This is a genomic window from Streptococcus zalophi (genome assembly GCF_016481285.1).
In the GTDB taxonomy this organism is placed as follows: Bacteria; Bacillota; Bacilli; order Lactobacillales; family Streptococcaceae; genus Streptococcus; species Streptococcus zalophi.
Genome location: NZ_JAENBP010000013.1, coordinates 1 through 16,531, shown reverse-complemented (window position 1 = coordinate 16,531; position 16,531 = coordinate 1). Strand labels below are relative to the sequence as shown.

The window sequence follows — 16,531 nt, the reverse complement described above, 5'->3', positions numbered from 1 at the left end:
AAGGTGTTGTCTTTGTTGCAAAACACTTTAGTGAGTATGGTATTGTGTACAAAGTAGTCTCAACACCAGAAACGAAGATTCCTAATACTGCTCCGATAGCAGAAGATAAACCAGTCTTTGAAGGAACTCTTGAAACAGCTGTACCAAACACAGCACCAACTTATGAGTTGCTAGCCTTTGATGGCAAGTTAGCACCAATGAGTAGTGAATCTGGCCATAAGGCTAAGGATATGTCTGAGAAGAAAGCTAATCAAGCCTCTTCAACAGCACAAGCTAAAACCTTACCAAATACTGGTGATGCTTCAAACTCTGCAGTATTAGGAACTATGTTAGCTTTATCATCACTCGCTTTATATGGCTATGGCAGAAAAAAACGTGAGAATATCGATTAATTAAATCGAGAGTTATCACAAAACAAAAAACATATCAGTGTTATCACTGATATGTTTTTTATATTTATTATAAAAAACAAAAACGAATTGTTCTTTCTTGATAATTAATAATAATAAAATAAAAAGTTTTTATTAGGAAGAAACAGTAACTTTTTAAAAAATAAAATCAATAACATAAAACATAATTTTGATTGAATAAGAAAAATAAATATGTTAATATATTAATATAAAGCGCTTACATATAAGTATTATTGACTTTTTCAGTTACATTAAAGGGTCAATTTATCGTTTATGATGAACTAAAATAAAACTAAATTAAGTAGGAGGGATTTATGAATCATTTTAGTGAATCAAGATGGAATAAACTTTTCCATTATTCTATTAGGAAAACCACTTTGGGAGTAGGGTCAGTGGTTGTTGGTGTTTTTTTATTTGGTTTAAATCCACTAATAGCCCATGCGGATACATCTGAAGCAACAGTTGAAACGGCAGTGACTAACCTATCTCCAGAAGAAACAGTTTTAGGCAATGAAAAGACCGGATTTCAAAATAATGATGGAGTTTCTGATTTAACTGAAATAGATACTTTAGAAGTGACACCAAAAAATGAAGAGACTCCGATTTCGTTGACCACTATAGTAGAAGACAATGAATCGGAAGTAGTCGAAGACACTGTAGCACCTAAAAAATTAGAATCAAAAGATGTCATTTCAACAGAACACTTGATTCAACATTTTGACTTTGACAATAGTCAAGAAGGAGATCGTATAGTTGAAGGAGATAAAACAGATAAAATAGCGACGTTAAATGGTGATCATATCACAATTATTGATACAAAAGATGATATTTTTAAAAAAGCTATCTCATTTGGTGAAGGTAGTGGCAGTTATCTTAAAATAGACAATGCTATTAATACAGGAGAAAATAGTTATACTTTCAGTACCTGGATGAAGTATGATAGTAGTATTACAGAACAAATTAAGAATGCTTCAGCAGTCGTCTTCCAACAAGACGGTGTTGGAAGAACATTATTAAATATCAAGTCAACAGGACAATTAAACAGTTATGTAAATGCAAGAGATGTTACCAGTACAGAGGCTATTAGAAGAGACAAATGGGAACATGTTGCTATTAGTTTAAATCAAGATAGTCACAAAGGGCGTTTTTATATCAATGGCACATTTATTAATGAAGTTGATTTAGGTAACAATGTTGTTAATAGATTGACATCACTTCTAATAGGAACACATAAAAATGTCAACAATAACAATCCACATCAGATGCGTGGTTTACTAGATGAGATAAGAATTTATGATAGTGTTCTTAATGATGAAGATGTCACTAAACTTTATGAAGAAAAAGGAAAACCATTATTTATCAGAGATAATCTTAATCCACTAGTAATAGAAGGAAATACTTTACTATCAAGTGGAAAAATAGCTATGGATGAAGAAGTTTCTACCAATTTATCTGCTAGTTTAGAAGTGATTAAATCCAATCAAGAAGAAGTAGAATTATCGACGCTTAAAGAACAATATCGTCATCTTAATGAAGCGATAAAAGCTTACAAAGAATTAGTACCTCTAAAATTAGTCATTAATGCTGATGATGAGATAAGAACCATTGATGCTAAACATATTTTTGGAATCAACCATCGATACGCCTTTAATGGTTATGGTACTTTTGATGAAGAAACAGGAAAAGTCAACGAAGAATTTGCAGAACTTTATAAAAAAGCAGGATTTGGTTCAATAAGATATCCTGGTGGAACGATTTCAAATTTATTCAATTGGAAAACAGCTATTGGTCCAATGAATGATCGTAAAAAACAAATTCATGGCTTTTACAATAATCCAAATCAAGGTGGTATTGAAGCTAACTTTGGATTATCTGAAATTGCAACATTTGCCAAAGAAGTTGACTCAGAAATGGTCTATGTCTACAGTCTTGGTAGAGGGAACTCTCAAGATGTTGCAGATTTGATGGAATTTTTAAATGCTAAAGTTGGTACTAATCCAAATGGTGGTGTAGATTGGGCACAAGTAAGATCTGATTTAGGCCACAAAGATCCTTTCAACATTAAATTTTTTGAAATTGGAAATGAGATGAATCAAGGTAATGCGAATGGTGAAGGACGATATTCGCAAACCTACTGGACAGCATTTGTACCTGGCAAAAACACTCTTCAAGCCTATACCGAAGGTGGGCGTGCGGTCTTTAATGAACAATATGCTGTTGATGAAGAAGATTGGAATCAAAAAGGTTCTTTAAGCACAGGTGAAAAAAATCTTGTTCGTTTCATGCGTTATGCCAATGTTAATCCTAAAAAATATGAAAATGGAAAAATCATTGATGATCCAAACTTTACAGCTGTTGAACGCGATTCTGTTCATGTTTTTGTGGGAACAGGCAATGACAAAGAAGAATGGACAATAGTTAATGATTTTAGCCAATCTAATGCGACTGACAAACACGTCGTCATTGATTATAGTAATGGTAGCTTACATTTTGGAGATAATATTCATGGCAAAATTCCTGAAAAGAACAAGGCTATTTTAGTGTCATATGCCGTTGAACGTCAAGGATTTGTTCAAATCTCACAAGCTATGAAAGAAACAATGGCACAAATTTCACAGGCAGAATCAGAAGATAAAAAAGCTCTCGTATTCTCAGGATATGATTCTCCAGCATTCATCCAAAATATTGCTAACCTTGGGAAAAATGATTTATACGATGGTATGACTGTCCATCCTTATTCTGGTACAGTTTCTGATGGTAATAACCCAAACCAGTTTTATGATAATGCGATGAAAAAAGCTGAGGATGTTGGTATTCATCATGTTGAAGAATATGTTAAACTTCTTCCTGAAGGTAAGGTTCCTGTTATCAGTGAATTTGGTATTTTTAGAAATACTGAACCACAGTTACGCTCGTTAACGCATGCACTTTATATTGGAAAAACATTAATGGAATATGTTAAATTAGGTAGTCCATACATCCAAAAACATGCATTAGTTGACTGGTATAGTTCAGGAGCAGATGCCTTAGGGCCAACTCAACAAGCAGTTATTCAAGCAGTTCCTCAAACAGGGGCAAGCACTCAAACTGGAAAAGGAAAATTTAAATATTTTGCTACACCATCAGCACATATTTTCCAAATGTTCAATGAAGGTTTTGGAGATAGTATTATTAGTGGAACGATAACCGAAGCTCCTAAGTTGGCTAATGAGACGACAGCAGTTTCGACACTCACAAGTAAAGATAAAGATGGTAATATTTATATCGCTTTAGTTAATATTGATAGAGAGAAAGACTATAATATTGAACTTGCTTTATCTGGCTTGGCTATTGAAGGAGCATTAGTTGATGTTCAAACACTGACTGCTAATAGTATTACCGATGAAAATAGCTTAGATAATCCAGATAATGTTCATGTTGTTAATTCAAGATTCACTTATCATAAAGGTGATCTCTTTAAGCTAACACCACACTCATTTGTACTACTTAAAATTCATAATAAAGAAACTAAATCTGATATCATTGTTAATGATAACAATAATTATGAAATTCATTATACAACACCAGCTCATACAACATATGCCGGTTGGGAAAGAGAAAGTTTACCAACAGGAAATGGAGATATTGGAACAAAAACCTTTGGTTTAGTTGGTGGTGAAAAAATTCAATTCAATGAAAAAACACTTTGGTCTGGTGGCCCAACAACTGATAGTACAGACTATAATGGTGGTAATTATAATAATCGTTACACGGTCATTCCAGAAATCAGAAAAGCACTTGAAGAAGGAAACACTGAAAAAGCAAAACAATTAGCAGAATCACAACTAGTTGGTCCAAATAATGCACAATATGGACGCTACCTATCTTTTGGTGATGTTTTTGTTGATTTTAGCAATGAAACAAAAGATATTAGTGAGGTGACTGATTATCACCGGAAACTTGATTTAAAAACAGCAGTTTCATCAACAGATTATACGCATTTAAATCAAAAACATCATAGGGAAACCTTTGTCAGCTATCCTGATAATGTGTCTGTCACTCATTTTACAAAAACAGGTTCAGAAACATTAGCTATGAATATTACTTTGAAACCAACAATGGATTTAGTGGCAGCAGGTTTTGCAAACTATAGTAATGACAAATCTCAATATAAGGAAGCAGCAGTTACTTATTCTGAAAATGGTGCTTTATTATCAGGTAGAGTAAAAGATAATGGTTTGAAATTTGCTTCTTATTTGAAAGTTGATTCAGACGGCCAAGTCACTCGACATGATGATCATTTATCAGTAGTAGGTGCCACTTATGTCACATTGTATTTAAGTGCTGAAACGAATTTTGCTCAAAATCCAAAAACCAATTATCGCAATACAGCAATAAATGTTGAAGATTTTGTACAAGAAACAGCTAATAAAGCTAGTGATAAAGGCTTTGAAGCTGTAAAAGCAGATCATATTGCTGATTATCAGTCATTATTTAATCGGGTGCGTCTTAATATCACTTCAAACGAAACAAATGCACCAACAAATACTTTATTAAGTGGTTATAGTGAAAAAACTGGACAAGAATTAGAAGAATTATTCTTCCAATATGGCCGTTACCTCATGATTTCATCATCAAGAGATGGTGTCAATGCCCTGCCAGCTAATCTTCAAGGTGTGTGGAATGCTGTCGATAATCCACCATGGAACTCTGATTATCATCTTAATGTTAATTTACAGATGAATTATTGGCCAGTGTATTCAACCAATACGGCTGAAGCTGCTATTCCTTTAATCAACTATATCGATGATATGCGTTATTTTGGTCGAATTGCTGCAGAAGAGTACGCTGGAATTGTTTCAAATGAAGGTGAAGAAAATGGGTGGTTAGTGCATACTCAAGCAACACCATTTGGTTGGACAACACCGGGATGGTCTTACTATTGGGGCTGGTCACCAGCATCTAATGCTTGGATTATGCAAAATGTTTATGATTATTATAAATTTACCAAAAATGAAGAATATTTAAGAGAAAAAATTTATCCGATGCTAAAAGAAACAGCTAAATTCTGGAACAGTTTCTTACATTATGATGAAGCAAGTGATCGGTATGTTTCTTCTCCATCATATTCTCCAGAGCATGGAACAATTACAATTGGTAATACTTATGACCAATCCCTCGTATGGCAATTGTTCCATGATTTTATGGAAGCAGCTAATGTCTTAAAAGTAGATGCTGATTTAGTTGATGAAATCAAAGTTAAGTTTGATAAATTAAAACCACTTCATATCAACAACAAAGGACAAATTAAAGAATGGTATGAAGAAGATACACCAGCTTTTACTGGAACAGGTGTTGAAAAAGGTCATCGTCATGTTTCAAACTTAGTTGGTTTATTCCCAGGAACTTTATTTAGTAAAGATCATCCAGAATTTCTTGAAGCTGCAAAAGCAACATTAAATGATCGTGGAGATGGTGGTACAGGCTGGTCCAAAGCAAATAAAATTAATCTTTGGGCAAGATTATTAGATGGTAATCGTGCTCATCGTTTATTATCTGAACAGTTGAAAGGTTCTACCTTAACAAACTTGTGGGATACTCATACACCATTCCAAATCGATGGTAATTTTGGGGCAACAAGTGGTATGACGGAAATGCTTTTACAATCTCATACTGGCTATATCGCACCACTTCCTGCACTTCCGGATGCTTGGAAGACAGGACAAGTGAGTGGTTTAGTAGCTAGAGGCAATGTTGAAGTCGATATGAGTTGGGAAGAAAAGAACCTCACCAAATTAGTTCTTAAGGCTAAAAAGGATGGTGGTATCCAACTAGATTATCCAAGTATTGAAAAAGCTACTGTACTTATTAATGGTGAAAAAGTTGATGCTGTTACAGTTCAAAGTGGTAGAATAGCACTTGAGCTCAAAAATGGTGATACAGTTGTTGTTAGTGATTTTCTGGCTCGCATTATGGATATCACAGCTACAAGACAGTCTTCTAAAACAGCACAAGTAAGCTTCTCTCCGTTAGCAGATAGTCATTATTATAATATTAAGAGAGAGACAGTTAGTGATACTGGTGAAGTAACAGAGACTCGAATCTTTAAAACAAAAGAAGCTAGCTTTGTCGATCAAACCATTAATTCTAAAGGAAGTTATCGTTATTTTGTACAAGCTGTAACTAAGTTAGGAACTAATGATTATTCTCCTAGTGCTGTTATTTATGCTATGAAAGATATCATGGATGATAGAGATTCAAGCATTCGTTATGGTTCTTCATTTGGAGATTGGTCTGACTCACAACTTTATGGTGGTACAGAAAAATATGCTGATATTACTAATAATCGTCATAATGTCAGTGATGACTCTAGAACAGCCACTATTTCATTTATTGGTTCTGGTATTGAAGTTTATGGTCTGAAATCGACACAACTTGGAAAAGCCAGTGTTACCATTGATGGTGTAGATGTTCAAGAATTAGATTTCTATGCCTCAGGAGCCACTCAAAAAGGTGTGTTAATTGGTCGTTATGATGGATTAGAAGAAAAACCTCATGTGATGACAATTTCTGTTAAAAAAGAAGCTACCACAAGAGGAGAACGAAATAAGATTTCTCTAGATTTCTTCAAAGTTCTTAGAGATACTAGTAAAGAATTTGAAACCTTAGATGATCGTGATAGTAGAGTTCAATACGGTAGTGGTTACCATGATTGGCCAGATTCTGCTTTATATGGAGGTACAGAAAAATATGCAGACTTCAGAACAGGAACCTTTGACGCTAAAGCTGCAACAGCAACTCTTAACTTTGAAGGCAATGGCATTAAAATCTATGGCATTAAATCCAATCAATTAGGAAAAGCCAAAGTAACTATAGATGGTATTGCACAGGATGATCTTGATTTCTATGTTTCGGGAGCTACTCAAAAAGGTGTTCTAATTGGTGAATACACAGGACTTGGTGGTAACAGTCATACGATTACTATTCAAGTAGATGAAGCCATTCCAACTCGTGGCACAAGAAAAATTTCTCTTGATTATTTTGTGATTACTAAACCAGAAGAAAAACCGCTTTATCCAGCCACACTAAGTGAAATTGAGGGATCAGCTACTACCTTGAATATTCAGCTGCCAGAAAATGATTGGACAACTATTTCAGTATCACTACCAGAGATAGAAAACCCAATTATTATTACTAATGGTGAGACACTTACTGTTAATGGTAATGATTTCCAATGGCTAGAAAACGAAAATAGTGTTCTGCTAACACTTCCTGAAACAATAACTAGTGGTTTAGTTAGTGCTACTACCTATAAAGAACAAACAAGCATCGGTGAAGATTTTATTCTTATTAAACAAGAAATAACAGAAGACAAAGAATCTACTGATAATCCTGAAACAGGTTCAGATGGTGATTCTGGTAATGACGGCACAGATGAATCCAATTCATCTGATAATAGTGGAGAAGCTGATAGTTCTGAAAAGGACAACGAGACTGATAGTCATGAAACACGAGTTCCAAATAATTTCCCAACCTATGAGTTACCAGAGTCAGATTTTGTAGCTGATAAAAAAGTACCAGATACGGCTCCAACAGCTGAAGATAAACCATCAATTACATTTACCAATGGCAGTGGTGTTGTCAATGACTTACCAGAATTAGTCTTCTCAACAGAAAAACGTGAATTAAAAGATGATCTGTCAGGTGTCTTGGTTCAACTAGAAGTCGGTGAAATAGCTCATATTTCTGGTATCAGTGTTGGCCATAAAGAAACTCAAGATCCAAACACACCAAATGTGCTAAAAGATCAAGACTATGACCTCTTTGACATCTCACTTGTTGATGCTAAAGGTGAAGCTATTAGCCCGCTTAAAGACACACTTGTTATCATGCCAATTGATGATGGTAAAGTCGTTGAAAAAGTGGTTTACCTCCCAAATACTGACCAAGCAGAAGAACTTGACTTTGAAATGACGCCATACGTAGATGCTGATGGTGTGACTCGTCAAGGCGTTGTCTTTGTCGCAAAACACTTTAGTGAGTATGGAATTGTTTATCAAGTGAGAGAAACAAGAGTGCCATCGGACGCACCAAACTATGAGCTACCGGAATCAGATTTTGTTCCTGAAACATCTGTACCAAAAGTGGCACCAAAAGCGCAAGATAAGCCAGTCTTTGAAGGAACATTAGAAAGTAAAGTACCATCAGATGCGCCAACTCATGAGTTGTTAGCCTTTGATGGTAAGTTGTCGCCAATGAGTAAAGGAGATAAGGAAGCGAAAGGTATGTCTGAGAAGAAAGCTAACCAAGCCTCTTCAACAGCACAGTCTAAAGCCTTACCAAATACTGGTGATGCTTCAAACTCAGCAGTATTAGGAACCATGCTAGCTTTATCATCACTCGCTTTATATGGCTATGGCAGAAAAAAACGTGACAATATCGATTAATTAAATTGAGAGTTATCACAAAACAAAAAACATATCAGTGACCTCACTGATATGTTTTTTTATGATGAAAGACATGAAGTTAAACATTCAAACCATTTGCAACTTTTAATCATTATTGGGCTTTAAAATGCTTAAAATCATTGACAAAAAAAAAAAATCAATATATTATTATATTGAGTATATTAAGCGCTTACACAAGGGAGGTAAAAATGAAACACAATCAGACGTTTGAAAAAAGATCCCGATACGGTATTAGAAAACTTAGTGTTGGGATTGGTTCAGTTTTAATTGGGATGTTCTTTTTGGGCATGTCTCAAACCACTTTTTTGGTACAAGCTGATGAAACAACAAAAGTAGAAGCTACTGATGCAATGGCTGAAGGCTCTACTAGTGGTGAGGAAGTAGTGGTTAACCAACCACAAGTAGATGCTTCTATGGAAGTAGCTCCTAAAGCTGAAGTGGTAGCTGTTAATGAAGAAGCTCTTAGTGAATCAGAACAAGCTAATGAGGCACCAGTCTTAGAAGAATCTGAAACTAATATTGCTCTTAATAAGACATACACCAGTTCAGGTGTTGAAGCCAATACCACTTACACTGAGAATTTAGCTTTTGATGGCAATCTTGATACCCGTTATTCCTCAGCGAGAATGAAAACAGGTCAATCAGAGACGGTAGAACAAACACCACAATGGCTACAAATTGATTTAGGAAAAAAAGCTGAGATTAACTCTATCGAAGTTGATTTCTTTAAAAAAGTTTATGCTACAGATTATGTGATAGAAAGTTCAGCTGACGGTGAAAACAATTGGCAAGAAATTAGTCATAGAACAGATTTAAAACCAAATGCCACTCTACAAGATCCTAAAGATAACATTACTTTTACACAACCTGTCATTAGTAATCGTTATTTAAGATTCCATTTCAATAAAATTAATCATTTTGCAGGTGGCAACGCAGTTTCCGTGAAAGACATTGCGATAATGGGAAGATTGCTTGAAGAGGTACCTGAGACAAGTCCCGCTACTAATTTGGCACCACATAAAGCTTATAGTAGTTCTGGTATTGAAGCAGGAACTACTTACACAGCAGACCTTGCCTTTGATGAAAATACAGGAACCCGTTATTCTTCAGCTAGAATGAAAACTGGTCAATCGGCAACAGCAGAGCAAACACCACAGTGGTTACAAATTGATTTGGGAAGAAATGCCGAGATTGAGTCTATTACGGTTGATTTCTTTAGAAAAGTTTATGCGACTGACTATGTGATTGAAAGTTCAGCAGATGGTCAAAGCAATTGGCAAGAAATTAGCCATAGAACAGCCCTAGCACCAGATGCTACTTTACAAGATCCTAATGACGAGATAACTTTTGCAAGTCCAGTTAAGAGCAATCGCTTCTTAAGATTCCGCTTTAATAAGGTCAATCATTTTGCTGGTGGTAATGCCGTTTCAGTCAATGAGATTACCATTATGGGAAGATTAATTGGTGAGGCACCAGTTGTTATCAATCCCCAAGAAAAATTAGAACAAGCCACTCTTGCCATTGACGGTAACAGAGTAATCTTGACTAATATTGAAGAGGATGATGTTTATAGCTACGAAATTATTGGATCAAATAACCAATACCTTGTTGATAATAAGGGCAATATCTCATCTTATCGCTTAAATGATCAAACGGTAACCCTTTTAGTCGCTGCTAGAAATAAAGCAACATCAGAATTACTAGCAACCACTAAAATGAATAAAACCATTGAGATTGTAGCGCATCATCAAGAAACTGTCACTGGAACCAATCAAAAACCTCAACTAGCCATTGATATTCAAGAATTCTTAGCCGGTGAAGGTCTTTTGTCTATCGCAGAAGGTGATACTATCTATGTTGATTCTAGCTTCCAAAAACAAGTGGATTTATTCAACGAAGATTTACAAAATATTCTTGGCTTTAAATTGAGTGCTGGAACACAAGAAAATGCGAAAATCAAGTTTATTTTAACCAACGATTATAACTTAAAAGAAGAGGGCTACCTCTTACGCGTCCTAGATGATAGGATTGAAGTTTATGCTCACGATGCGAAAGCCTTTAACTATGCTGCCGTTACTATGGCACAAATGTTGCAAAAAGATCAAGCCTTAACACGAGGCGTTTATCGTGATTATCCAAATTATGAAATCAGAGGAATGGTGCTTGATGTGGCAAGGGTTCCAATGCGTATGGATTTCCTTCAAAAAGTGTCTAAACTCTTTAGATGGTATAAATTAAATGAATTGCATCTTCATTTTAATGATAACCAATGGCCATCAGGCTCAAGAGCCGATTCAAATAATTGGAAAGTTACTGAGACTGCTCATCGTCTTGAAAGTCCTGCTTTCCCATCATTAAACAAGCAAGCCTTTAAACACGATCGCTATGAAGGTGAATATGACTTCTACCGTAATGTCTATGGCAATCCAGCTTATAGCATTGAAGACTTCAAAGCTTTCCAAGAAGAGATTAATTCTTATGGAGCTCATATCTTAGCAGAATTTGATAATCCTGGACACTCAGCACACTATAGTTTATATGCTTTAAATAATCCAGATAATATTGATTATCTCGGCAAACCAATTCATCACCCATCTGACCTAGAAGCATTAGCCATCAATGAACAAGCTTATCCTGAACAAACTGAGCGTGCTAAACGCTTTATAAAAGATTTGATTGACAGCTACTTAGACAATGATATTCTAAGCTATTCGCAAATCCATCTTGGGGTTGATGAATACTGGGAAAAAAATGGTAACATTGAAAGCTTTAGAAACTACTTAAATGAGTTAAACAAACTGGCTAAGTCTCATGGGAAAACGTTGAGAACTTGGGGTGCTTTGACTCAGTTTAATGGTCAAACACCAGTCGATAAGGACATTATCTTTGATGAATGGGCACAGTACGAATCTCTTACCGTTGATCGTATCAATGAAGGCTACCGTGTGGTCAATGTTCCTCAACCATTTACCTACGTTACTCCAGGACGTTATCACAAAGATATCATCAATGAACAGTATGTCTTTGAACATTGGAATCCAAGAGTCTTTAATCTTGGCGTTGCAAAAGATAAACAAAATGCCCTAGAAGCTGAGCCATTAATCTTAGGAGCAAAAGGAGCTCTTTGGGGTGATGAACACCGTGAAGGGATTGAAGAGAGTGATTTATACGATCGTTTAGAAAAATCACTTGCCATGATTGGTTATAAGACATGGTCAGGTAATGCTAACAGAAGCTTCATTGATTATCAAAAAGCACTAGAAGCAACCAAATTAAAAAATAATTATTTACCACTAAAAACCAATTCAGAAGTCTTGGTTAATATCGATGCTACACATGTCGCAGAAGGTAACATTTATGATTTAAGTAGTAATAATCATGTTTTCCAAAATATTAACAATGTGGCAGTCGTTGAATTAGAAGATAATGACAAGTGGTTTGCCTTTAATGGTGATAATTATCTTGTGAGTGATATTGAAACCATTTCACTACCATATACTTTGGAGATGACTATTCGTCCAACAGATAGTAATAGTGGTAGCTTACTAGCTAGTCGTGATGGCGCCATTTACCTTAATAAAAAAGGACGTCGTCAGTCTGGTGAAGTTGTAGATGGTTTCATGTTGAACCGTTATTTCTACAGTCAAAACATCACTAATCCACTTGAAGCAGGAAAAGACTATAAACTCACCTTTACTGCAACAAGAGAAGCTCTCATTGTCTATATCAATGGTGAACAAGTGGCAAGCTTTGCTCATCAAAATGAAACAGCAGGGGGCTCAAATACAGAGGGCAACTTTAGAACTAGCTTTAATTTACCATTCAAGAAAATTGGTGAAGGCTTTAAAGGTTATATCAAAGACATCAAAGTCTATAATCGCTTTAGCCAATCTGAAGAAATCGGCAAAGAAAACCTTGAAAAAGTTAACATTGCTCTTCATAAACCAGTCTACTCTCAAAGAAATAACTCTGCTTTCTTTGATCAAGGCATTCGTTCTTATAGTCGTTTTAAACTAACTGATGGTGACCTTGTTGCTGGCGATGGTCGTTGGAATTCAAGTAATACAGATAGTGATTTCTTCATTGTTGACTTAGAAAACCCACAAGATTTTTCAAGTATTGAAGTCATTTTTGACAATGCAAGAATTGCTGATTCCTTTAAAGTACTAGCCTCAAATGATTTAGAAAGCTTTACTGAATTAAAAACAATTAGAGCTAACCAGTCAGAACGTGTGACTATTGAAACAGGTCGTCAAGCTGCTCGCTATGTTAAATTTGAAACCCTCAAGCGCCAAGCAGGCAAAAATGAAATAGGTGTGAGAGAATTCAGAGTTTACCAAACAAGAGATTCTAAAGAGGAACTAGCAACAGCCTTCAAACAAAAAGCTGTTACTTTGACAGATAATCATTGGTTAGAAATTAACAACGTTTTAAACAATAAATATGCGAGCAACCAAGCTATTAAAGAAGCTAAAAATCAGTTAGGAATTAATTCTGATACAAAAGATGATGTTAATGAAGAAACAGTTATTGGTAATTTTGGTGCTATTCCATCACAATCTCAACTAGACTATCATAAACAAGAATTAGCAGCCTTTATCCATTTTGGTATGAACACCTTTACAAATCGTGAATGGGGGAATGGTCAAGAAGATGTTAATCAATTTAATCCAACTGAATTGGATACAGATCAATGGATAAAAACGTTAAAAGACACCGGCTTTAAACGTACAATTATGGTTGTTAAACATCATGATGGTTTTGTTCTTTATCCAACAGAACATTCTAATCATAGTGTTGCTTCAAGTCCATGGAAAAATGGTAAAGGGGATGTTTTATTAGAGCTCTCAGAATCAGCCACAAAATACAATATGGATTTAGGTGTTTATCTCTCTCCGTGGGATGCTAACCACCCTAAATACTCTGTTGCAACACAAGATGAGTATAATGCTTATTATCTCAATCAATTAAAAGAAATTTTAGGAAATAACAAATACGGAAACAATGGTAAGTTTGTCGAAGTCTGGATGGATGGAGCAAGAGGTAGTGGTGCTCAAAATGTGACCTATACGTTTGAAGAATGGTTTAATTACATTCGTGAGCAAGAAGGTGATATTACTATCTTTTCAAACCAACCAACAAATGTTCGCTGGATTGGTAATGAAAGAGGTATTGCAGGTGATCCAATCTGGCACAAAGTGACTGAACAAGCTATTAAAAACGGTCCAACAAACGCATACCTAAATACAGGTGATCCAAATGGTGATTTGTATTCTGTGGGTGAAGCAGATGTTTCTATCAGACCGGGATGGTTCTATCATGCTAATCAACAACCAAAATCATTACGAGATTTAATGAGCATTTATTTCAAATCAGTAGGTAGAGGAACTCCGTTACTACTGAATATTCCACCAGATCAACGTGGTAAATTTGCTGATGCTGATATTGAAAGATTGCATGAGTTCCATAATACGATTGAAGAGATGTATGCAACTGACTATGCTAGAAACGCTTCAGTGACTGCGTCCTCAACTAGAAAAAATACAAAATATAGTACAACTCATCTCACTGATGGTGATGATAATACCACTTGGGCTTTATCAAATGATGCAACCACTGGTTCATTTATCGTTGATCTTGGTCAAGAACAAACCTTTGATGTTGTAGAATTAAAAGAATTTATTCAACAAGGACAAAGGATTGCAGGGTTTAGAGTTGATGTTGAAGTTGGCGGTCAATGGGTTGAATATGGCAAAGGTAGCACAGTTGGTTATCGTCGTTTAATTCAAGGAAAACCTGTAACCACAAGTAAAGTCAGAGTGACTATTACGGATGCACTAGCTACCCCAATTTTAAGTAATTTCTCACTTTATAAAGTACCAACCAGTATTGAAGTAACAGATGGCTACCCACTTGGTCTTGAGTATAAGTCTAATGATATAGCAGACACTAAGAATTCAACATGGCATAAAGAAACAGAAGGTGTTCGTGGAACATCTATGTGGACTAATCAACAAGGTGCGAGTGCTGAGTATACTTTTAGTGGTACAAAAGCTTACGTTGTTTCTACAGTAGATCCTAATCACGGTATTATGGAAATCTATATCGATGGTCAAAAAGTTGATGAAGTCAATACACAAAGTTCTGTGAGAAAGAGAAGTCAACTAGTTTATGAAACATCTGATTTAACTAATGGTGAGCATACCATCAAGTTAGTTGCTAAAACAAATCGTGCTATCGCAACAGAAGGTATCTTTGTTTTAAATAATGATGGTAATGGTATTTTTGAAATTGAACAAGCGACTTACCATGTTGCTAAAGGTGAAAACGTTAGCCTTGTTGTCAAGAGAAATGGTTCATCTGATAAAACATCTTCCATCAAGGTGATAACAGAACCAGGAACAGGTGTCCATGGTAAGGTTTATCAAGATACTACTCAAACCCTGACTTTTGCTCCAGGTGAAACAAGTAAAACAATTGACATACCAACGATTAAGTATCCAGACTCAGATGGTAACTTATTTGATTTCTTTGTTAAATTAGTGACTCCTTCAGAAAAATCACTTTTAGGTTTCACAACAACAGCTACCATCAATGTTGTACCAGAAACAGGTTTACCAGATTATCGTAGAGAAGTAGCTGATGATGCTAGTGAAATCATCTACCATGGAACATGGTTTAATAAAACTGGAACTAACAAATGGAGTAACTTCCCTAAAAATACTGACGAAGACAAACAAGATATTAGTCTAAGTATGTTCTTTGAAGGTGAAGGTATCGAAGTTATTGGGCATGTCGATCCAGGTCATGGTATTTATATCGTTGAGTTAGATGGAAAACCTCTTGAATTTAAAGAAGGTTACGGTCATTCTACTATTGTAGATGGTGTAGCATATTTTAGTGGTAAAGCTAGCCAAAGACAAGGCAATCAAAAACTAGTCAATTTAGCTAATCTTTCAAAAGGTGTTCATTCCCTAACAATTCGCTTAGATCCAAATAAAAATGATAAAACACAAAATATTGGTATTCAAGTAGATAAATTTATTACTTTAGGTAGAACTTCACGTATTTTATCTAAGGCAGATGCTTTAAGTGATAAACGAGCATCTTATGAAGAATTGACTGGCTATATCAATTTAGCACAAGATAAAGTGTTATATCAAGAGAAACTAGATGCTTTGAAATCTGAGTTAGAAACAAATCTTCCTAAATTGGTAATCATCGAACAATTAACACAAGAGTTAATTGAGTTGATTAGTGATGCTGAGGAGGATAATAATGGTGAGACACGCGTTCCAAACAATTTCCCAACCTATGAGCTACCAGAATCAGACTTTGTGGCTGAAACTAAAGTACCAGATACTGCCCCAACAACTGAGGACAAGCCATCAATTGAATTTAGCAATGGTAGTGGCGTTGTCAATGACTTACCAGAATTAGCCTTCTCAACAGAAAAACGTGAGTTAAAAGATGATGCGTCAGGTGTCTTGGTTCAACTAGAAGTCGGTGAAATAGCTCATATTTCTGGCATCAGTGTAGGCCATAAAGAAACCAAAGATCCAAATACACCAAATGTGCTTAAGGATCAAGACTATGACTTATTTGACATCTCACTTGTTGATGCTAAAGGTAACGTGGTTAGTCCACTAAAAGATACCTTAGTTATCATGCCAA

General features: G+C 35.4%; 3 protein-coding genes and 2 pseudogenes. All 5 read left to right on the top strand.

Annotated elements, in window-relative coordinates; all coding sequences use genetic code 11:
• Positions 1-392 (top strand): LPXTG cell wall anchor domain-containing protein (locus tag JHK64_RS07335; protein ID WP_199568366.1); only part of this gene is annotated, 392 nt, incomplete at its 5' end.
• Between the two features lie 332 nt (positions 393-724).
• Positions 725-2,548: pseudogene (locus JHK64_RS07630) on the top strand (LamG domain-containing protein); the annotation flags it as partial.
• Positions 2,549-3,907: 1,359 nt separating this feature from the next.
• Positions 3,908-7,522: pseudogene (locus tag JHK64_RS07620) on the top strand (glycosyl hydrolase family 95 catalytic domain-containing protein); the annotation flags it as partial.
• Between the two features lie 756 nt (positions 7,523-8,278).
• Positions 8,279-8,836, top strand: coding sequence for an LPXTG cell wall anchor domain-containing protein (locus JHK64_RS07615; RefSeq protein ID WP_425507309.1), 558 nt, complete (start codon positions 8,279-8,281; stop codon positions 8,834-8,836).
• Between the two features lie 209 nt (positions 8,837-9,045).
• Positions 9,046-16,531 (top strand): discoidin domain-containing protein (locus JHK64_RS07325; RefSeq protein WP_199568364.1); only part of this gene is annotated, 7,486 nt, incomplete at its 3' end.